The 19,611-nt window shown below is 73.0% G+C and carries 15 protein-coding genes and 1 pseudogene; 8 read left to right on the top strand and 8 right to left on the bottom strand.

Going from position 1 to position 19,611, the window contains the following annotated elements:
• Positions 1-38 precede the first annotated feature (38 nt).
• Positions 39-644 carry a response regulator transcription factor gene (locus AOK15_RS33310; protein ID WP_055522047.1) on the bottom strand — a complete coding sequence of 202 codons (606 nt, stop codon included), beginning with the start codon at positions 642-644 and terminating at the stop codon, positions 39-41.
• 285 nt (positions 645-929) lie between these two features.
• Here AOK15_RS33310 and AOK15_RS33305 point away from each other — a divergent pair, with 285 nt between their 5' ends.
• A complete protein-coding gene (locus tag AOK15_RS33305) occupies positions 930-3,074 on the top strand; it encodes a SpoIIE family protein phosphatase (RefSeq protein ID WP_055522046.1) in 2,145 nt (714 codons plus the stop codon).
• Positions 3,075-3,190: 116 nt separating this feature from the next.
• Entirely contained in the window at positions 3,191-3,544 is a 354-nt protein-coding gene (locus AOK15_RS33300; RefSeq protein ID WP_055522045.1) for a VOC family protein, read from the top strand.
• 174 nt (positions 3,545-3,718) lie between these two features.
• Here the strand turns inward: AOK15_RS33300 and AOK15_RS33295 are convergent, their stop codons facing one another.
• Positions 3,719-5,149 carry a S1 family peptidase gene (locus tag AOK15_RS33295; protein WP_240508715.1) on the bottom strand — a complete coding sequence of 477 codons (1,431 nt, stop codon included), beginning with the start codon at positions 5,147-5,149 and terminating at the stop codon, positions 3,719-3,721.
• Between the two features lie 196 nt (positions 5,150-5,345).
• Between AOK15_RS33295 and AOK15_RS33290 the strand changes: the two genes are divergently transcribed.
• The 6 genes and pseudogenes from AOK15_RS33290 to AOK15_RS47675 all read left to right on the top strand — a co-directional run.
• Complete coding sequence (locus AOK15_RS33290) at positions 5,346-5,759, top strand: PaaI family thioesterase (protein WP_055522043.1); 414 nt, start codon at positions 5,346-5,348, stop codon at positions 5,757-5,759.
• A gap of 503 nt (positions 5,760-6,262) precedes the next feature.
• Entirely contained in the window at positions 6,263-6,478 is a 216-nt protein-coding gene (locus tag AOK15_RS33285) for a hypothetical protein (protein WP_055522042.1), read from the top strand.
• A 100-nt stretch (positions 6,479-6,578) separates the two neighbouring features.
• Complete coding sequence (locus AOK15_RS33280; protein ID WP_055522041.1) at positions 6,579-7,385, top strand: HlyD family efflux transporter periplasmic adaptor subunit; 807 nt, start codon at positions 6,579-6,581, stop codon at positions 7,383-7,385.
• A 68-nt stretch (positions 7,386-7,453) separates the two neighbouring features.
• A complete protein-coding gene (locus AOK15_RS33275; protein ID WP_055522050.1) occupies positions 7,454-9,619 on the top strand; it encodes an NHLP family bacteriocin export ABC transporter peptidase/permease/ATPase subunit in 2,166 nt (721 codons plus the stop codon).
• Between the two features lies 1 nt (position 9,620).
• The gene (locus AOK15_RS33270) at positions 9,621-12,440 is read left to right on the top strand and encodes an NHLP bacteriocin export ABC transporter permease/ATPase subunit (protein ID WP_055522040.1); all 2,820 of its coding nucleotides are present in this window, start codon (positions 9,621-9,623) and stop codon (positions 12,438-12,440) included.
• Positions 12,441-12,453: 13 nt separating this feature from the next.
• Positions 12,454-12,657: pseudogene (locus tag AOK15_RS47675) on the top strand (hypothetical protein); the annotation flags it as partial.
• An 87-nt stretch (positions 12,658-12,744) separates the two neighbouring features.
• Here the strand turns inward: AOK15_RS47675 and AOK15_RS33265 are convergent.
• The 6 genes from AOK15_RS33265 to AOK15_RS33240 form a co-directional block, all read right to left on the bottom strand.
• Complete coding sequence (locus AOK15_RS33265) at positions 12,745-13,914, bottom strand: amidohydrolase (protein ID WP_055522039.1); 1,170 nt, start codon at positions 13,912-13,914, stop codon at positions 12,745-12,747.
• 159 nt (positions 13,915-14,073) lie between these two features.
• Positions 14,074-14,379: a helix-turn-helix domain-containing protein gene (locus AOK15_RS33260; RefSeq protein ID WP_055522038.1), complete on the bottom strand. Its 306-nt coding sequence runs from the start codon at positions 14,377-14,379 to the stop codon at positions 14,074-14,076.
• Positions 14,379-14,876 carry a DUF2975 domain-containing protein gene (locus AOK15_RS33255; RefSeq protein WP_055522037.1) on the bottom strand — a complete coding sequence of 166 codons (498 nt, stop codon included), beginning with the start codon at positions 14,874-14,876 and terminating at the stop codon, positions 14,379-14,381. The genes AOK15_RS33260 and AOK15_RS33255 overlap by 1 nt, the downstream gene beginning before the upstream one ends.
• Positions 14,877-14,980: 104 nt before the next feature.
• A complete protein-coding gene (locus tag AOK15_RS33250; RefSeq protein ID WP_240508714.1) occupies positions 14,981-16,411 on the bottom strand; it encodes an MDR family MFS transporter in 1,431 nt (476 codons plus the stop codon).
• Entirely contained in the window at positions 16,408-18,153 is a 1,746-nt protein-coding gene (locus AOK15_RS33245) for an ABC transporter permease subunit (protein WP_240508713.1), read from the bottom strand. The genes AOK15_RS33250 and AOK15_RS33245 overlap by 4 nt, the downstream gene beginning before the upstream one ends.
• Before the next feature lie 20 nt (positions 18,154-18,173).
• A partial coding sequence (locus AOK15_RS33240; RefSeq protein ID WP_055522036.1) for an ABC transporter substrate-binding protein occupies positions 18,174-19,611 on the bottom strand: 1,438 nt, incomplete at its 5' end.

The following is a 19,611-nucleotide window of genomic DNA, read 5'->3' as shown; positions in this document are numbered from 1 at the left end:
CCCCGGACCCGTCCTCCCCCACGGCCCCGGTCCCGTCGTCAGAGCCAGCCCTCGCCCTGGGAGATCCGGATGGCGTCGACCCTGTTGCGCGCGCCCGTCTTGCGGGTGATGGCGGCCATGTAGTTGCGCACGGTCCCGTGGGACAGATGAAGGCTGCCGGCGATCTCCGCGACGGAGGCGCCCTCGGCAGCCAGGGATAACACGCTCAGCTCGCGTCTGGTCAGCGGCATCTCGGCGGCCTTGAGGAAGCCGAAGCCGAGCGAGTCATCGACGAAACGTTTCCCTCCGGCGACCTGGCGGATCGCGGCCACCAGGCGCTCCGGGGCGCCCTCCTTGTCCACGTAGCCGAGGACCCCGGCCTCCGCCGCGCGCTTCAGCAGACCGGGGCGGCTGGCCTGGGCGAGCACCACGAGCCCCGCGGCGGCGGCGCCCGTGCCGGCGCGCAGATCGCCGAGAGGTGGGACACCCACCGCGTCGGCGCAGTCCAGGTCAGCCGCGCAGACGTCCGGCCGCAGGGACCGCGCGCGCCCCGGCGCGGTGCGCCAGGGCGCGTCGTACACCAGCAGGTCGGTCTCCCGGCGGAGCCACTCCGCCAGTACCGACCGGACCAGACATTCGTCGTGCACGAGAAGTACCCGGATCACTGTCGCCCTCCGCCTCCCCCGGCCGCCGTCGCTTCCTCGTCTCAGCGCGTGCCCATTGTTGGCGTCTCCGACCGCGCGCGGTTCGCGAAGAATCAGCCAACGGGATGCGCGGGGGCGCACTCATGGCGCCCGTGCGCAAGGCCGCGCATCCACTCGGAGGGAATGCCCGCGGCGAGTCGGGGTACAGGGGCTCGGCCTCCGCGGGGTGTTCGCCGTGCGTGTCGGGCCGTCAAGAGGGAGCCTTGACGCGGGGGCGTGGCGCGACCGTGCGAGGAGGTGGTCGGCATGTCCGACGTCCCGGCGTCCGGTGCGCGGACGACGGTCGATACGGCACGCATGGGCCACCCCCTGTTGTCCCTCGCGCTGGCCGCGATGATGGACGACGTCCAGGCGCACTCCGGTGCGGTGTACCTGCTGGCCCATGACGCGCCCGTCCTGGAGATGGCGGTGATGGCGGGGCTGCCGCGGTCCTTCGCCGCTCCGTGGGAGCGGGTGAGCCTGAGCGCCCCTGCCCCGGTCTCCGAGGCGGTCCGGGAGCGGCGGCTGGTGTGGGTCAACGGCGAGGAGCAGATGGCCCGCCGCTATCCCCGGATCGCCGTCGTCCTGCCCTATCCGTTCGCGATGGCCGCGCTGCCGGTGGCGACCCGTGACACCACCTATGGCGCCGTCTTCCTGACCTGGCCGGGCTCGCACCCTCCGGAACTCAGCGAACGCGAGCGGGACAAGCTCACCTCGGCCTGCGACCGGCTCGCGATACGGCTGCGCCGCGCGGAGGAGGAGGGCAGGCCGGTGCTGCCGGAGCCGGACCTCTCGGCGCCGTCGACGACCACGGTCGCCGGGACGCTCGGCACGGTGGAGGCGGCCCGGATGGTGGCGCGGCTGCCGTACGGGATGTGCGCGCTCGATCTGCACGGGCGGATCACCTTCGCCAACGCGGCCACCGCCGAACTGCTCGGCATCCCGGTGAGCGCGCTGCTGGGCATGCAGCTGTGGGCGTCCGTGCCGTGGCTGAACGACCCGGCGCACGAGGACCGCTACCGGGCCGCGCTGATGAGTCAGCACGTCACCTCGTTCATGGCGCTGAAGCCGCCGGGCGAGTGGCTGTCGTTCCGGCTGTACCCGGGGACGAACGGGCTGAGCGTCCGGATCTCCCGGGCCCGCTCGGTCGCCTCGCCGAAGAGCGCCGCACGGCAGGAGGACGACGACGGGCCGGGCCGGCTGGTGACCATCGACCACGTGCTGGCCATGGCGAGCGCCCTCACCGAGGCGGTAGGGGTGCAGGACGTGGTGGAGCTGGTCGCGAACGAGATCATGCCGGCCGTCGGCTCCCAGGCGCTGGTGATGCTCGGCTCACGGGCGGGACGGCTCCATGTGCTGGGCCAGCACGGGTACACGGACCCGCATCTCGTCGAACGGTTCGACGGCATGCCGCTCAGCGCGCAGACCCCCGGCGCCCGCGCCCTGACCGCCGGGGTGCCCGCCTTCTTCGAGAGCCGGCAGCAGCTGGAGCATCTGTATCCGGTGCGCCAGTCGACCCCGGACGGGATGGGCGCCTGGGCGTATCTGCCGCTGATCGCCCAGGGGCAGCCGGTGGGCACCTGTGTGCTCGGGTACGCCGATCCGCACCCCTTCCCTGCGGAGGAGCGCGCGGTGCTGACCAGCCTCAGCGGGCTGATCGCCCAGGCGTTGCAGCGGGCGCTGCTGTACGACGCCAAGCATCAGCTGGCGCACGGTCTGCAGGCCGCTCTGCTCCCGCACTCGCTGCCGTCGATCCCCGGTATCGACGCGGCGTCCCGCTATCTGCCGGCGACCCGTGGCATGGACATCGGCGGCGACTTCTTCGACCTGGTCCTCTCGCACGGCCGGGCGTCGGCGGTGATCGGCGACGTGCAGGGGCACAACGTGACGGCGGCGGGGCTGATGGGGCAGATCCGTACGGCGGTCCGCGCGTACACGACGGTGGGGCAGGCACCGGAGGACGTGATGAGCAGCACCAACCGGCTGCTGATCGACCTCGGCAGCGATCTGTTCGCCAGTTGTCTGTATCTGCGTCTCGATCCGGCGCACGGCACGGCCGTCATGGCACGTGCCGGTCATCCACCGCCGCTGTTGCGCAGACCGGACGGGCGGGTGAAGGTGCTGGACCTCGCGGGCGGGCCGCTCCTCGGCATCGACGCGTCCGCCACGTATCCGACGACCGAGGTCGCGCTCTCGGAGGGTTCCGTGCTCGCGCTCTACACCGACGGGCTCATCGAGTCGCCGGGCGTCGACATCGAGGACGCGCTGGCCGATCTCGGGGAGCGGCTCGCCACGACCGGGAACCGGCCGCTGGAAGCCCTCGCCGACGGGCTCGTCCGGGAGACGGGGACGGCGGAGGAACGGTCGGACGACGTGGCGTTGCTGCTGCTGCGGGCGGTCGCCATGGGATGACCACGGCGATCACGGGCGCGGCCCACGGGCCGGGCTTCGACACACGGGACCCGAGACCCGAGACTCGGGACTCGGGACTCGGGACTCGGGACTCGGGACTCGGGAAGGATGGCGGCATGGAACATGTGCGGGGAATCGGCGGGTACTTCGTCAAAGCCGCCGATCCGGCGGCCCTGAGCGCCTGGTACCGCGACTGCCTGGGCCTGGACATCGACGCGACGGGGCTGTGGCGTCAGGAGGCCGGGCCGACGGTGTTCGCGGCGTTCGAGTCCGGGACCGACTACTTCGGGCCCGGTGACCAGCGCACCATGCTCAACTTCCGGGTACGCGACCTGGACGCGATGCTCGCCCAGCTGCGGGCCGCGGGCGCCGATGTGGCCGAGGAGACGCAGGAGATGGACGGTGTCGGCCGGTTCGGCCGGGTCACCGATCCCGAGGGCAATCGCATCGAGCTGTGGCAGCCGGTCTGACCGTCATGGGCCGCGGAAACGGCAGCGGTCCGGCCCTCCCCTCGGAGGGCCGGACCGTTCCACGCGCGGGCCGGTGTGGTGTGGTGCGGCCCGCGGGTGGATCGTGGGGCCGACGGTCCGTCGTCAGTGGCCGCTGATCACGGAACCGTCGTCCACGCCTTCACCGGTGTGCGGTCAGCGACCGGCGTTGTCCTGCTGGTCGACGCCCTGGTCATCGGCGCCCTGCTGCTCCTGGCCCGCACCGGCGTCACCGGCACCGGCCACGGCGCCCGCGTCGCCCTTGTCGCCCGCACCGGCGTCGCCCGCGTCACCGGCACCGCCGACCGCCTGCTCGCCGGCACCCGCCGCGGCGGCGCCCTCTTCCTGACCGGCGCCCGCGCCACCGGCGGCCTGCTCGCCCGCGCCACCGGCCGCTTCCTCGCCCGCACCCGCGGCGTCACCGGCACCGCCGGCGGCCTCCTCGCCGGCGCCCGCGCCGCCCTCGCCTATGGTGGCGCCGACCGCCGCGAGGGCGGTCGTGACGGGCTGGAAGAAGGTCTCGCCACCCACGGTGCAGTCACCGCTGCCACCGGAGGTCAGACCGATGGCCTGGCCGTCCTGGGTGAAGAGCGAGCCGCCGCTGTCGCCGGGCTCGGCACAGACGTTGGTCTGGATGAGGCCGGTGACGGTGCCCTCGGGGTAGTTCACCGTCGCGTCGAGGCCGGTGACCTGGCCGTCGGCGAGACCGGTGGTGCTGCCCATGCGGAAGACCTGAAGGCCCACGGTGGCCTCGCCCGCGGCGTTGATGTTCACCGTCTGGCCGTTGCCGAGGTCGACGGTGCTGGCCGCCTGGGTGGCGGGGTCGTTGTACTTGACCAGGGCGAAGTCACCGACGCCGGGGAAGGTGGCGGTCTCCGCGTCGACCGTGCCGATCGGCGCGCCGCCCTCCTCCTCCGACCACTCGGCCTCCACGACACCGCAGTGACCGGCCGTCAGGAAGCCCGGCGTGCCGTCGGCGTTGGTGACGTTGAAGCCGGCCGAGCAGCGCGCGCCGCCACCGAAGATGGCGTCACCGCCCTCCAGGAAGGGCTTGAAGGTGCCGGCGGACTTCTTGACGGTCGCCATGCCGGCGCCGAGGGACTTCACCGTGGACTCGACGGTGTCCCAGTTCTCGCCGGTGACCGTGGAGTCGGCGGTGACCTGGATCTTGTTGGTACGGGGGTCGATCGCCCAGGCGGTGCCCGGGACGGTCGCCTGCTTCTTCAGCGTGGCGGCGCCGGCCTTGAGCTCGGACCAGCTGTTGTCGACCTCACGGATCTCCGCACCGGCCTGCTCGGCCTGGGCGAGCACGTTGTCGGCGCCCTCGATCCGCTGGCCGTCGACGTTGACGACGAGCTGCTTGTCGCCCGAGTCGTAGTACGCGCCTGCGAACGCCTCACCGAGTGTCTTCTGAAGCTGGGAGACGAGGACGGAGGCGTCACTCGCGGCGAGGGTCTTCGGGCCGGCCTGGTTCGACTCCGTCTGGGACGCCATCGCGTTCGGCAGGATGAGGGCCGCGGCCCCGAGCGCCGCCACACCGCCTGCGGCAATGAACGCCTTACGCTTGGTGGCTCGTTTGTGACTCAACTCTTGACCTCCTGGGGACGGGGTCCGTGCCGCCGTCCGGCGGGTGAACTGGGGGCGCCTGGTTGCCAGTTGGTACGGATGGTTCCGGTGGGGTGTTCAACGCCTCGCAAAAAGATTTCGATGTTGCGTTTCGCAAAGTGCGGTTCGGGTGGGCATTTCACGACTTCCCGCCCGCGTGAGCGGGAACGATGCCCGCATGACGCTCACACCCGCCGAAGCCGACAAGATCCTCGCCGCCAACTTCGCCCCCTGGGTGCTCGACCTGGGCCTGGCGGCCGTCGACCTGGACGAGGGGCGCGCGATGCTGCGCCTGCCGTGGTCCGACCGGCTGGTCCGGGAGGGCGGTGCCCTGTCGGGTCAGGCGCTGATGGCGGCGGCCGACACGGCGACGGTGATCGCGGTGTCGGCGGCGCGCGGCTCCTTCGTACCGATGACGACGGTCCAGCAGTCGACCAGCTTCCAGCGGGCGGTAGTGGATGAGGACGTGCTCGTCGAGGCGGTGCTCACCAAGCTGGGCCGCCGGATGGCCTTCGCGGAGATCGCGATGACCACGGCGGACTCGGGCGAGCTGGCGGCCCGGGCCAGCACGGTGTACGCCCTGTTGGGCTGACAAGACACCCTTATCGGGATCACATGTCACAAGTAGGCGGCGCGGAGGGCACGTTCAGCGACGGCTCGACAGCGGTCCGTTCCGGTCACCGACGGAAACGACGGCTTCAGGGAATCTCCACACCGAATGCCCAGCGGGGTCACGGCGCTCGGCGGATCTGCACAGCGGTCCGCCGGGCGCCGCGCCTTTGAGGCGGGAGTGTCCAGTTCGTTTTCCGAGTGGCAATCAAGCGGTGATGGCGATGCCGGGCGCGGTGTGAAGAACTTGGCCCCAACGCGTGCGCGGCCCTGCACGGATGACCGGCCTTGGTCACCAAGTGCGCTGGTGAGAGCACTTCTTGATTGGATGTGCGCCACGGCGATCTGCTTTGATCCATCGCACCGCGAGGCGCCGCCGAGCTCTCGGAGACGAGAGTCGAGCGCCCCCCGTGTGCGGCCGTCGTTCTGTCCCCAGAAGGGGGCCGCTCCCCCCTTATGAATATCCATACGAAGGGAAGTTCCATCATGAACTCCACCCCCCAGGTTGAGACCGCCGAGCTGTCGGACGCCGCGCTGGACGCCGTTGCCGGTGGTCTGCAGATCAACGCCGTCGGCACCGTCACCGGCCTGGTGGACGGCGTCGCCCCGGTTTCCGGCCTGGTCAACACGGCCGTCGGCACCGTCGAGGGTGTCACCGGCCTGAACACCGCGCCGGTCACGAACCTGGTCGCCGGTCTCTGATCGACCCCTGGTACCGCTGAGTCCCGGAACCGCCTGACGGTTCCGGGACTCTCGGGTGCCGTCCTCCCGTCCTCCGTTCCTCGCAGGTGAGGGAAGTCCCGTGCAGTTCCGCCAACAGGCCCTCGCCAAGCTCCAGTCGCCGGAGGAACTCGACCTCCCCGTGCGTTTCGCCCGCCCGCAGGGCTGGCTCGTGCTGTCCGTGACGGTGGTGGCCATGGCCGCCGCGTCCGTGTGGGCCGTCACGGGTTCCGTCGCCTCCACGGTCGGCGCGCCCGCCGTCCTCACGCACAACCAGGGCAGTTACGTCCTGCAGAGCCCGGTCTCCGGCCAGGTCACCGCCGTCCTCGTGAAGCAGGGCGAGCAACTCCCCGCTCGGGCCCCGGTCCTGAAGGTCGCCACGGCCGACGGCGAGAGCGTCGTGCGGTCCGTCGCCGCGGGCCGGATCTCCGCGCTCGCCGCCACCATGGGCCAGATCATCCGCACCGGCGCCGATGTCGCGGCCGTCGAGAAGGTCGCGGAACCCGACGACCCGCTGTACGCCACGGTGTACGTGCCCGCCGAGAACGCCGCCTCCATCCCGCGGAACGCGCCCGTGGACCTGACCGTCCAGTCGGCGCCCACCCAGCGCTACGGGGTGCTGCGCGGCCATGTGAAGTCCGTGGACCGCACCGCGCAGACCCCGCAGTCGATCGCCGCCTTCCTCGGGGACCGCCAACTCGGTGAGCAGTTCACCAAGAAGGGCCGGCCGGTGGCCGTCACCGTGCGGCTGGACCGGGAGGCGTCGACCGCGTCGGGCTACCGGTGGTCGTCGCAGGACGGGCCGCCGTTCGAGCTGACCTCCATGACCATGGCCACGGCTTCCGTCCGGATGGCTGACGAGCGTCCGATCGATTGGCTGCTCCCGTGACCTCATCCCCGGACACCGCACCGCCGTCGACGCACGGCAGGCGCAAGGCGGCGCCGAAGAAGCGCCCGGTGCCCAAGGGCGTCCGCAAGGGCGTCCGCACCCCGACCGTGCTCCAGATGGAGGCCGTGGAGTGCGGCGCCGCCTCCCTCGCCATGGTCCTCGGCCACTACGGGCGGCACATCCCGCTGGAGGAGCTGCGCATCGCCTGCGGTGTCTCCCGCGACGGCTCCCGTGCGAGCAATCTGCTGAAGGCGGCCCGCAGTTACGGTCTGACCGCCAAGGGCATGCAGATGGACGTGGCCGCCCTCGCCGAGGTGCGGGCCCCGGCCATCCTGTTCTGGGAGTTCAACCACTACGTCGTCTACGACGGGATGGGGCGCCGCTTCGGCCGGCGCGGCGTCCACATCAACGATCCCGGCAAGGGCCGCCGTTTCGTGGCGATGGAGGACTTCGACTCCAGCTTCACGGGAGTCGTCCTCGTCATGGAACCCGGCGACGACTTCGAGAAGGGCGGCCGCAGGCCGGGGGTGCTGGGCGCGATGCCCGCCCGGATGCGCGGCACGTCCGGCACCCTGCCGGCCGCCGTCCTCGCGAGTCTGCTGCTGGTGGCGGTCGGCGCGGCGGTGCCCGCGCTCAGCCGCACCTACATCGACATGTTCCTGATCGGCGGCCAGACCTCGCTGCTGGGCGTGCTGTTCACGTCCATGGGCGCGTGCGTGCTGCTGACGGTGCTGCTGACCTGGCTCCAGCAGGCGAACCTGCTGCGCGGCCGGCTGATCTCGTCGACGCTCAGCAGCGCCCGCTTCCTGCGCCACCTCCTGCGCCTGCCCGTCACGTTCTTCGCGCAGCGCAGCCCCGCCGACCTCGTGCAGCGGCTCCAGTCCAACGACGCGGTCGCCGAGACCCTGGCCCGCGACCTCGCCGCGGCAGGCGTGGACGCGATCGTGGTGGTCCTCTACGCCGTGCTCCTCTACACCTACGACCCGCAGCTCACCTTCGTCGGCATCGCGGTCGCCCTGCTGAACGTGGTGGCGATGCGGGTCGTGATCCGGCTGCGCGCGACCCGCACCGCGAAGCTGCGCGCCGACAACGCCCGGCTCACCAACACGGCGTACACCGGCCTCCAGCTGATCGAGACGATGAAGGCGACCGGCGGCGAGGACGGCTACTTCCGCAAGTGGGCCGGACAGCACGCGACCACGCTGGAGGAGCAGCAGCGCCTCGGCGTGCCGAGCGCCTGGCTGGGGGTGGTCGCCCCGACCCTCGCCACCCTCAACAGCGCGCTCATCCTGTGGATCGGCGGGATGCGCGCGGTCGAGGGCCATATCTCGGTGGGTCTGCTGGTGGCCTTCCAGGCGCTGGTCACGCGTTTCACCGCGCCGATCACCCGCCTCAACGGTGTCGCGGGCCGGATCCAGGACTTCGCGGCCGACGTGGCCCGGCTGAAGGACGTGGAGAACTTCCAGGCCGACCCGCTGTACGCCCGCCCCGACACCGCCGAGTCGACCCGTCGGCTGCACGGCCACGTCGAACTGGAGAACATCACCTTCGGCTACAGCCCCCTCGACAAGCCGCTGCTCTCCGGCTTCGACCTGACGGTCGGACCCGGTCGGCAGGTGGCGCTGGTCGGCGGCTCCGGCAGCGGCAAGTCGACGGTGTCCCGGCTGATCTCGGGCCTGTACGCGCCGTGGGAGGGCGTCATACGCATCGACGGCCGACGTCTGGAGGACATCCCGCGCGGCGCGCTCGCCGCGTCCGTCTCCTTCGTCGACCAGGAGGTGTTCCTGTTCGAGGGCACCGTCCGCGACAACGTGGCCCTGTGGGATCCGTCGATCCCGGACGAGGCCGTGGTGGAGGCGCTGCGGGACGCGGCCCTGTACGACGTGGTGGCCCGCCGCCCCGGCGGCATCCACAGCCGGGTCGAGCAGGACGGGCGGAACTTCTCCGGCGGTCAGCGGCAACGTCTGGAGATCGCGCGGGCATTGGTCCGCCGGCCCAGCATCCTCGTCCTCGACGAGGTGACCAGCGCGCTCGACGCGGAGACGGAGCTGGTCGTCATGGACAACCTGCGCAAGCGCGGCTGCGCCTGCGTGGTGATCGCCCACCGGCTCAGCACGGTCCGCGACAGCGACGAGATCGTCGTCCTGGAGCACGGCACGATCGTGGAGCGCGGCCGGCACGAGGAGCTGGTGGCGCGCGGCGGCGCGTACGCCCGGCTGGTCAGGGAGCGGTGAGATGACTGCCGTCCACGAGGGGGACCTCGTTCTCGGTGCGCTGGGCGCCATGGGCACGCCGTTGGACTGCGCGGGCCTCACCCGTCTCGACCTCGAAGGCCCGCAGGTGCTGTGGCTGGTGGCCTCCGGCGCTCTGGACCTGTTCGCGGTGGACGCCGTGGAGCAGGGCCACTGGCACCATCTCGGCCGGCTGGAGGCGGGCTCCCTGCTGCTCGGTCCGGTCGCGGGTCCCCAGCACACCCTGGTGGCACGCCCGCTGAGGGACTGTGTGGTGCGCCGTATCGGCCTGCGGGAGCTGTACCAGCCGGTGAACACCGAGACCTGGTCGTACGACGAGTGGGGCAACCCGCAGCTGGTGCCCCCGCAGAGCAGTCCGCTGGAGTACGCGCTCGCCCTGGGCGTCGGCCGCGGTCTGTCCATCCTCTTCCAGGCTCCGATGGCCACCGAGCAGGCCGCGGCCCCCACCGACGACGACGTGTTCTGGATGCAGGTCCCGCCGGGCAGCGTCCAGTACGGCTCGCTGTACGGCGCGGAGGCGGCGGCCGATCTGCTGATGGACCCGGGGGTCTGGCAGAGCATGGTCGACCAGCAGTACCGGCTGCTGGCCACCCTGGACCGCTGGATCGAGCAGCTGGAGCGCACCCACGAGGACCGTACGGCCGCCGGCATCAAGGCCGGTGAGGCGGTCCGCGCCCAGGCCGACCGCACCCTGCTCGCCTCCATCGGCCGGTCGTCCGCGGCCCGGCGGACGACGGCCGCGGACGCCGACGCCACGTACGCGGCCTGCCGGCTCGTCGCCCGCGCGGCCGGGATCGTCCTCGCGGAGCCCGCGCAGAGCGGCACGGAGAGCGACCGGCTCGATCCGGTCGAGCGGATCGCGCTGGCCTCCCGGGTCCGGGTCCGTGCCGTACGGCTGGACGGGCACTGGTGGCGCGACGACGTGGGTCCGCTGGTCGGCCACCGGGCGCTGTCCGGTGCGCCGGTGGCCCTGTTGTGGCGGCGCGGCGGCTATGTGGCCGTACAGCCGTCGTCGGGCCGGGAGACGCCGGTCGAGAAGGCGAACGCGGCGGAGTTCGAGCCGCGGGCGGTGATGTTCTACCGTCCGCTGCCCGAACGGGTGCTGACGCCGCTGCGGTTGATGCGGTTCAGTCTCCACGGCACCGGCGGCGACATGACGGGTCTGCTGCTGAGCGGTCTGGTGACGGTGGTGCTGGGTTCGCTGGTGCCGATCGCGACCGGCCGGATCCTCGGCGAGTACGTGCCGAAGGCGCAGGAGAACCTGATCGCGCAGGCGTGTCTCGCGGTGATGCTCGCGAGTGTGGTGTCGGCGGCGTTCCTGCTGTTGCAGAACCTGACGATCCTCAGGTTGGAGGGCCGGATCGAGGCGACGCTCCAACCCGCGGTGTGGGACCGGCTGCTGAGGCTGCCGACGAAGTTCTTCGCGTCCCGTTCGACGGGTGAGCTGGCGAGCGCCGCCATGGGCATCAGCGCGATCCGCCGCACGCTCGCCGGGGTGGGCCCGGTGGTCGCGCAGTCGGTGACGGTGGGTGCCGTGAACCTGGCGCTGCTGCTCTGGTACAGCGTGCCGATGGCGCTGGCCGCGATCGGCATGCTGGTGGTGGTGACCGCGGTGTTCCTCGGCCTCGGTCTGTGGCAGGTGCGCTGGCAGCGGCGGCTGGTGGTCCTGGGCAACAAGCTGAACAACCAGGCGTTCCAGACGCTGCGGGGCCTGCCGAAGCTTCGGGTGGCGGCCGCGGAGAACTACGCGTACGCGGCCTGGGCGGGCGAGTTCGCCCGCAGCCGGGAGCTCCAGCAGAAGGTCGGCGGCATCAAGAACCTCAACACGGTGCTGGGGGCGGTGTATCTGCCGCTGTGCACGCTGCTGATGTTCATGCTGCTGGCGGGTCCGGCGCGTGGCTCCATGTCGGCGGCGGAGTTCCTCACCTTCAACACCTCGGTGACCATGCTGCTCACCTCGGTCACCCAGCTGACCGGCGCGTTCGTGTCGGCGGTGGCCGTGCTGCCGCTGTTCGAGGAGATCAAGCCGGTGCTGGAGGCGACCCCGGAGGTGCGGACGGGCAGCACCCGCCCCGGTGTGCTCTCCGGCGCGATCGAGGCCCGCCGGGTGTCCTTCCGGTACACGGACGACGGGCCGCTGGTGCTGGACGACGTGTCCTTCGCGATCGAGCCCGGCGAGTTCGTCGCGGTCGTCGGCCCGAGCGGCTGCGGCAAGTCGACCCTGCTGCGACTGCTCATCGGCTTCGACCGGCCGGTGTCGGGCGGTGTCCTGTACGACGGGCAGGACCTGACCGCGCTCGACCAGTCCGCGGTGCGCCGGCAGTGCGGTGTGGTGCTCCAGCACGCCCAGCCGTTCACGGGTTCGATCCTGGACGTCATCTGTGGCACGGAGCCGTACACACCGGAGGAGGCGATGGCGGCGGCGGAGATGGCGGGGCTCGCGGAGGACATCCGGCGCATGCCGATGGGCCTGCACACCATCGTCCAGGGCAACGGGGCGGTCTCCGGCGGCCAGCGCCAGCGGCTGATGATCGCCCAGGCCCTCATCCGGCGCCCCCGCATCCTCTTCTTCGACGAGGCGACGAGCGCCCTCGACAACGAGACCCAGCGCACGGTCATGGAGAGCACCCGCGCCCTCAACGCCACCCGGATCGTGATCGCGCACCGGCTGTCCACGGTGATGGACGCGGACCGGGTGGTCGTCATGGAGGACGGCAAGGTCGTCGAGGTGGGCCCGCCGGCGACCCTGCTGGCGGACACGGGGGGACGCCTGCACGAGCTGGTACGACGCCAGATGGCCTGACGACCGCGCCGGTGGCGGTCTGCGGGGCGCGCTGGAGGAGGTCGTCGCCGGGCGGCCACCGGAGGCGCGCCGGCTCGGTCTGCTGCGGCACGCGGTGGAGTCGATGGTGCGGCGACGCGGCCTGCCCGGCTCCTCGGCGCACACGGCGCTGCGCCGAGGCCAGGCCGCGCAGGCGGCACTCCGCTCCCACCACGCCCTGGCCCAGCTGATGGCGCGGGTGCGTCTGCTGCTCGGGGTGGGGCTGCTGCTCGGGGTGGGGTTGAGGTGTCGGCTGCGGCTGCGGCATGGTCCGCCGCGTGGCGCCTCACCCGTACGGGCGCCGGGCCTGTTCCCGCAGGGCGGGGTCGCGCAACACGTCGACGGCTGTGCACGCCAGCGCCTCCGTGGCAGCCCGGAGCACCCGGCGGGCCCGTTCGGAGACTCCGGCCTCGGCGAACTCGGGTGTGTGATCGGACCCGTCCTCGTCCATGATCGCGACGAACGGGTGGATGGCGGGGACGCGGGCGCTGACGTTGCCGATGTCGGAGGAACCGAGGTACACGCCGTCCGCGGGCGGGCCAAGGCGGATGCCGGCGCGGTCGAGGTGGACGGCGAAGCGGTCGGAGAGCGGCCCGCTGTCCCGGAAGTGCTCGTACCGGACACCGGCCCGCTCGACGGTGACGGTCGTACCGGTGGCCAGGGCCACGCCCTCGGCGCTGGTCGCGAGGTACCCGGCGAGGTCGTCGAGGGCGCCGGTGGTGGCCGCGCGCAGCCCGAAGCGGCCCTCCGCGAGGGCGGGCACGATGTTCGTGGCCTCGCCGCCGTGGGTGACGATGCCCTGAATGTGGGAGGCCGGCGGCAGTCGGCGGCCGAGCGCGGCCAGGACGTTGAAGAGTTCCACGAGGGCGGCGAGCGCGTCGACTCCCTCGGTGGGGTTGCCCGTGGGATGGGCGGCCCGCCCGTGGAAGGCGACCCGGTACTGCTCCTGCGCCGTCAGCGGGGCCCGGGTCCAGTCGTGCACCCCCGGATGGAACATGAGCGCGGCGTCGACACCGTCGAAGACACCCGCCTCCACTTCCAGTGCCTTGCCTCCGCCGCCCTCCTCGGCCGGGGTACCCACCGCCAGCACCGATCCGGCGCCGTCGACCAGGGCGGTGCGGGCGGCGAGTGCGGCGCCGAGGCCGGCGGCGGCGATCAGATGGTGGCCGCAGGCGTGGCCGAGCCCAGGCAGGGCGTCGTACTCCAGCAGCAGCGCCACCGCGGGCCGCTCCGTGCCCGAGCGCGCCACGAAGGCCGTCGGCATGTCGGCCACCCCCTCCCGGACCTCGAAGCCGGCCCGCCGCAGCTCGCCGGTGAGCAGCGCCGCCGCCCGCCGCTCGGCGAAGGCGCACTCCGGGTCGGCGTGCAGCGTGGTCGCCACCTTCCAGCAGGCGTCGGCCCGTTCGGCGACCGCCGCGCGCACCCGCCGGTACAGGGCGTCGAAGTCATGGCTCACGGGGCCTCCCGGGGCTCGGCTGCTCGGCGGACCGGTCGTCGTCGACCTCCGGGTTTCACCGGACACCGGACCGACACCGCCGGGAGCCCTCCGAACACTTCTTCAGGACGCTCCCTCACCCCGGCCCCACCCGACCCGGCCCGGCCCGGCCGGCACACGTCAGCCGGCGGCGCCCGCCTCGACCGCGTCCACCTCGACCGCGCCCGGCCGGGCCTCCCCCGCCTCGACCGCCTCGACCACGGTGTCGCCGTCCTCCGGCGGGCCGGGCTCCCAGCGGAGCAGGTCTCCCGGCTGGCACTCCAGCACCTCGCAGAGGGCCTCCAGCGTGGTGAACCGGACCGCCCTGGCCCGGCCGTTCTTCAGCACGGCCAGGTTGGCGTGGGTGATCCCGACGCGTTCGGCGAGTTCACCCACGGACATCTTGCGCCTGGCCAGCATCACGTCGATGTCGACGGCGATCGGCATCAGATCACCTCGGCCAGTTCGGCCCGCATCCGCGCCGCCTCGATGTCGCGGGCGACGGCCTTGGCAAGGAGCAGCCGCAGGACGAGCACAATGAGCGCGACGCCCAGGACCGCCAGGGAGACACCGCCCAGCAGCAGCACGACGCCCGGTGCGACCGCCTCGCCCGGCGCCAGCACCACGCCGAGCGCGAACACCAGGACGGAGGCCGCCACCATCGCGCCGATGACGCCGTGCACATAGCGGAAGGCCGCGTGGGAGAAGACCGTGTCGCGCCGGACCATCGTCACCAGCCGCCACACACAGACCAGGACCGCCTGGACGGTCACCACGCCGAGGACCACGATCACCAGCACCGGAGTGCGCACATGCGCCATGTCCGGATCAAGATCGTCCAGATCGGCGGCCAGCAAGGGCACCATCACCCCCTGCACCAGCACCGAACCCGCCGACAGCACCGCGATCACCCCGCGGAGCGCGAGCGTCGTCAGCTTCCCCATCACCCCTCCTTCTCTCGATGAGCGATGGAAATCTATCGATATTCGATACGCTAGGCAACAGCAGAGGGCCACCTGGGTCTCCATGGGCCACCGGAGAGGGACCGTCAGGACCGCTCGGCCGTCCCGGAGCGGCGCGGCAGCAGCAGGATCGAGGCGACCGGGACGGCCGCCAGCACCGCCCAGGGGACGGCCGGGGGCAGCCCGGTGTCCATGAGGGACCCGGTGCCCGCGCTGCCGAGCAGGACGATCAGCCCGGAGACGGAGAACATGGCCCCCGTGTAGAGCCCGAGGCGGCCCTCGACGGCGAGGTCCGGCACCCAGGCCCGGGCGGCCGGGGCCACGAGCATCTGCCCGAGCGTCAGCAGCACCACGAACCCGGCGGCGGGCAGCAGCCCCGCCGTCCCCGTCCATCCGGCGGGCCTGGCCAGGGCCACCACCCCGAACCCGGCCGCGACCAGCAGCAGCCCCGCCGCCATCGACCGCCGCAGGTCCAGCCGGTCTCCCGCCCACCGGGTCACCGGCAGCTGGGCGGTCACCACCAGCAGCGAGGACAGCCCGAACAGCCAGGCGAGCGCGGCCTGCGACCCGGTGGCGCGCTCCACCTCGTCGGGCAGCAGGAGGTACAGCTGGTTGTAGGCCAGCAGATAGGCCCCGTAGGCGCCGCACAGTGCCAGGAACCGGCGGTTGCGCAGCAGCCCGCCGAGGCCGCCGCGCACCTCGACCCGCTCCCGGCCGGGTATGTGCTGCGGAAGCAGCCGGGCGTGGCCGGCGAGGACGAGGACGAATACTCCGGCGCCCCCGAGGCAGACCACGCGGTAGTCGACGGCGAGCAGCAGAGCGCCGATGAGCGGGCCGACGAACGCCCCGGCCTGCCCCGCGACCGTGAACAGCGCGAGCACCCGAGTACGGGACCCGCCGCCCGACTCCTCCCAGACCACGGCCTGCCGGGCGACCTCGGATTCGACGGCGGGCGAGAACAGCGCCGCGGCGAAGCCGATGAGCAGCACGGCGCCGATGACCGACCAGACCGCCTCGGCGTAGCCGAGCCATACGAACCCCGCGATCCGGAGCACACAGCCCACGAGGACGACGGGGCGTACGCCATACCGGTCGGCGAGCGCCCCGCCCACCACGAACAGGCCCTGCTGGCTGAACGTCCGCAGCCCGAGCACGAACCCGACCATCCAGCCGGCCATGCCGATCGCCGTGCCGAGGTGCTCGGCGAGGAACGGCAACACGGCGAAGAAGCCGACGTTGAAGGCCAGCTGGGTGAGGATCAGCAGCCGCAGAAGGGGGTTGAGCCGCCCCCAGGTGCGGCGCCGCGAGGACTTGCCGGGCCCGCCCGGCGAGGGCTTTTCGGGCCCGCCTCGCGAGTCCCTGTCGGGCCTGCCCAGCGAGGGCTCGGCAGGCCGGCATTGCGAGGGCTCGGCGGGCCGCCATCGTGAGAGCTCGGCGGATCTCGGTACGGGCGCCGCGCCCGCGTCGGCCACCCGGTCCGGGGCGGTTCCGCTCGGCTGTCGCTGGGGCTCGGTCATGCGGTCTCTCCTACGGGGGTGGCGACGGCGGGCTCCGGCCGCCGTGCGGCCCTGGTGCGCGGGCGGGGCAGCCGCACTCCGCCCGCGGCCGTGACGGCGAGCGCGCCCAGCAGGGCGAGGGCGGCGGCGGGCCCGAGGACGGCCCAGGGGGCGCGTTCGGCGTACGGCTGGTTCTCGGCGAGGAGCAGGCCCCACTCGGGGTCGGGCGGCTGGGCACCGAGGCCGAGGAAGCCGAGGGAGGTCAGGGCGAGGGCCACGCCGGGCAACCGCAGCAGGGCGTGGCGGGTGACGGGCGGCAGGAGCGCGGGGAGGATCTCACCGCGGAGGAGTTGTGCGCCGGTCGCGCCGAGGCCCTTGGTGGCGGTGATGTGGGTGGTGGCCCGTTCCTGTTCGAGCAGGGCGGTGGTGTGGGCGGCGAGCGGCACCCAGGCGACGGCGGCCACGGCGAGCGCCGGGGTGGAGGCCCCGTTCCCGGCGACACCGGCGACGAGCAGGCCGGCGAGGACCGCCGGTATCGCGTTGACGGTGTCGACGAGCGGCCCGGACAGACGGGGCAGCAGCCCGAGCAGGACACCGGTCAGCAGTGCGGCGGCGCTGATCGCGACCGCCAGGGAGAGGGTGGTGAACGCCCCGTGTCCGATCCGGGCGAGGAGGTCCCGGCCGAGCGCGTCGGTGCCCAACGGGTGCGCCCAGGACGGGGGTCGGAGCCGGGCGCCGGTGTCGAGGGCGAGCGGGTCGCGGGTCAGTCCGAGGGCGACGGTGCCGAGGAGGACGGCGCCGGGCACGAGGGGCGCGACGCGTGGCTCGGGAGGCTTCGGGTGGTGCGGGGAGATCAGGGCGCCGTCGCGCAGGGCGGGGCCGATGAGGAGGCGTGCGGCGAGCCGGGCGCAGGCTCCGGCGAGGGCGGCCAGCAGGACGAGGGCGAGGGTGCCGGCCTGGAGGACGGGGAGGTCCTGGGCTACGGCGGCCTGGAGGGTGGTGCGGCCGAGGCCGGGTATGTCGAAGATCTGCTCGACGGCGACGGCGCCGCCGGTGAGGCCGACCACGAACAGGCCCACGTTCGGCAGGAGTCCGGGCACACAGCGGCGTACGGCGCGGCGGGCCACGGTCCGCCCGGGTGTGCCGCGCGCGGCGGCGGCGAGCGCCCAGGGTTCGGCGAAGGCGCCCGGCAGCAGGTCGTCGAGCATCCGGCCGAGCAGCGCCCCCGCGGGCAGACCGAGGGCGAGGGCGGGCAGCACCGTCCATCGCGGCCCGTACCAGCCGAGCGCGGGGAGCCAGCCGAGGTGGACGCCGACCACGACCGCGAGCACCGATCCGGTGAGGAACTCGGGCAGCGCGGCCAGCATCGCCGCCCCGCCGCCCGCGCCCCCGCGGTCGTCGAGGCGTCGGCCCGCGCCCCACAGCAGGGTGCGGGCGCACACCGCACCGGCCGTGAGCAGCGCGACCACGAGCGCGGCGGCCATCAACAGCAGGGAGACCCCGAGCGCCTGGACGACGGCGGGGGTGACCTCGCCGCCGGAGATCCACGACCGTCCCGCGTCACCGCGCGCCAGCCCGCCGAACCACTCCCCCAGCAGCTTCGCCGGGCCCGCGTCGAGGCCCAGTTGATCGCGTACGGCGGCCAGGGCGTCCGGTGTCGGGTCGCGTTCCGCGGAGCGCGCCTTGAGCACGGTGAGCGCCGGGTCGGTGCGCGACAGCCACGGCAGCAGGCCGATCCCGCACAGCAGGGCGGCGGCGAGCACGACGCGCCACAGGGTCCGTATCAGCGCCGGGTCCCCGTTCCGATGAGGGCCCGCTCGTAGGGGTCGAGGACCACGCCGCGTACGGAGGTGCCGACGCCGGTGATGATCCGCTGGTGGACGAGCGGAACCGTGGCGTCGGTGGCGAGGACCGCGGCCTCGGCCTTCAGCGCCGCCCGCTGCCGCTCGGCGGTGTCGGACTCCTGCTGGGCGTCCGCGACGGCACGGTCGACCTTCTTGTCGCACAACAGCGCGAGGTTGTAGCCGCCGTCGCAGGTGAAGTCGCTCGCCAGGATGGAGACGGGGTCGCCGGTGTCGAGCAGGGAGTTACGGGCGCCGACGAACGCGTCGAACTTCCCGGCGAGGGCGTCGCTCTCCAGCCGCGAGTACTCCCGCACCTCCAGTTTCACCTCGAACCCGGCCTTCTTGAGCTGCTGTTGGAGCACCTGGGCGACCTCGGGCAGTTCGGGCCGGTTGTCGTAGGTGGCGACGGTGATCGAGGTGCCCGCGGGGTCGACCGCCGCCGCCCGTCCGGCGGGTTCGGGGCGCTTGCCGGCGGCCCAGGTCACGGCCGGGCCGAAGACGCCGACGCCGGGGTCGGCGTGTCCTTCGTACACGTCCTTGGCGAGGACGGAGCCGTCGACGGCCTCACGGGCGGCGGCGCGCAGCTCCGGGTCCTTGAAAGCGCCGTTCCCGGTGTTGAGCAGGAGGCTGGTGGTGCGGGTGGTGGCCGTCTCGTGGCGGGTGCCCCGGGTGAGGGTGGACGCCTGCGACACCGGGACGGCCTCGGCCACGTCGACCTGGCGTGTGCGCAGGGCGTTGGTGCGGGCGGTGCCGTCGGCGATGAACCGGGCGTCGATGCCGGGCGCCTGGGCCCGGCCGCCCCAGTAGTCGTCGTAGCGGTCCAGGGTGGCGGCGGTGGTGCCGGTGACCTCGGTCAACTCGAACGGGCCGGTGGCCGCGCCGGCGGGGTTCACGCGCTTCCCGGCGTAGGCCTTGGCGGAGAGGATCGCGAGGCCGGGGCCGGCCAGGCGCAGCGGCAGGGCGGGGTCGGGGTCCTCGGTGGTGACGCGGACCTGCCGGTCGCCGCTCTTCTTCGCGGTGAGCGTGACGCCGGAGAGAGCAGGGGTGACGGGCCGGGCCTCGGTGGCGTGGGTGAGGGCGTCGGCGACGGTGGTGGGAGTGACGTCGGTGCCGTCCTGGAAGGTGGCCTCGCGCAGGGTGAACAGCCAGTTCCGGTCGTTCTCGCGCGTCCAGGACTGGGCGAGCGCGGGGGCCGCCGCCCCGTTGGCGTCCAGCGCGGTCAGCCCCTCGGTGACACCGAGCCGACTGAGGAGGGTCGCGTCGGCGCCGTACGGGGAGAAGTTCTCGGCGGGCGGGAACGCCAGGGCGACCCGCAACCGGGAGCCGTCGGCGGAGCCGCCCCCGGAGGAGTCGCCTCCGGAGGCGACTCCTCCGGGG

Origin of the sequence: Streptomyces ossamyceticus (assembly GCF_001418475.1) — a bacterium.
Taxonomy (GTDB): domain Bacteria; phylum Actinomycetota; class Actinomycetes; order Streptomycetales; family Streptomycetaceae; genus Streptomyces; species Streptomyces ossamyceticus.
This window is presented reverse-complemented; position numbering and strand designations above follow the sequence as displayed.

Excerpts from the sequence above, each read along its gene's own strand:
- AOK15_RS33270 (WP_055522040.1), top strand. The coding sequence starts at position 9,621 with ATGACTGCCGTCCACGAGGGGGACCTCGTTCTCGGTGCGCTGGGCGCC.
- AOK15_RS33300 (WP_055522045.1), top strand. The coding sequence starts at position 3,191 with ATGGAACATGTGCGGGGAATCGGCGGGTACTTCGTCAAAGCCGCCGAT.
- AOK15_RS33285 (WP_055522042.1), top strand. The coding sequence starts at position 6,263 with ATGAACTCCACCCCCCAGGTTGAGACCGCCGAGCTGTCGGACGCCGCG.
- AOK15_RS33290 (WP_055522043.1), top strand. The coding sequence starts at position 5,346 with ATGACGCTCACACCCGCCGAAGCCGACAAGATCCTCGCCGCCAACTTC.
- AOK15_RS33255 (WP_055522037.1), bottom strand. The coding sequence starts at position 14,876 with ATGGGGAAGCTGACGACGCTCGCGCTCCGCGGGGTGATCGCGGTGCTG.
- AOK15_RS33260 (WP_055522038.1), bottom strand. The coding sequence starts at position 14,379 with ATGCCGATCGCCGTCGACATCGACGTGATGCTGGCCAGGCGCAAGATG.
- AOK15_RS33250 (WP_240508714.1), bottom strand. The coding sequence starts at position 16,411 with ATGACCGAGCCCCAGCGACAGCCGAGCGGAACCGCCCCGGACCGGGTG.
- AOK15_RS33305 (WP_055522046.1), top strand. The coding sequence starts at position 930 with ATGTCCGACGTCCCGGCGTCCGGTGCGCGGACGACGGTCGATACGGCA.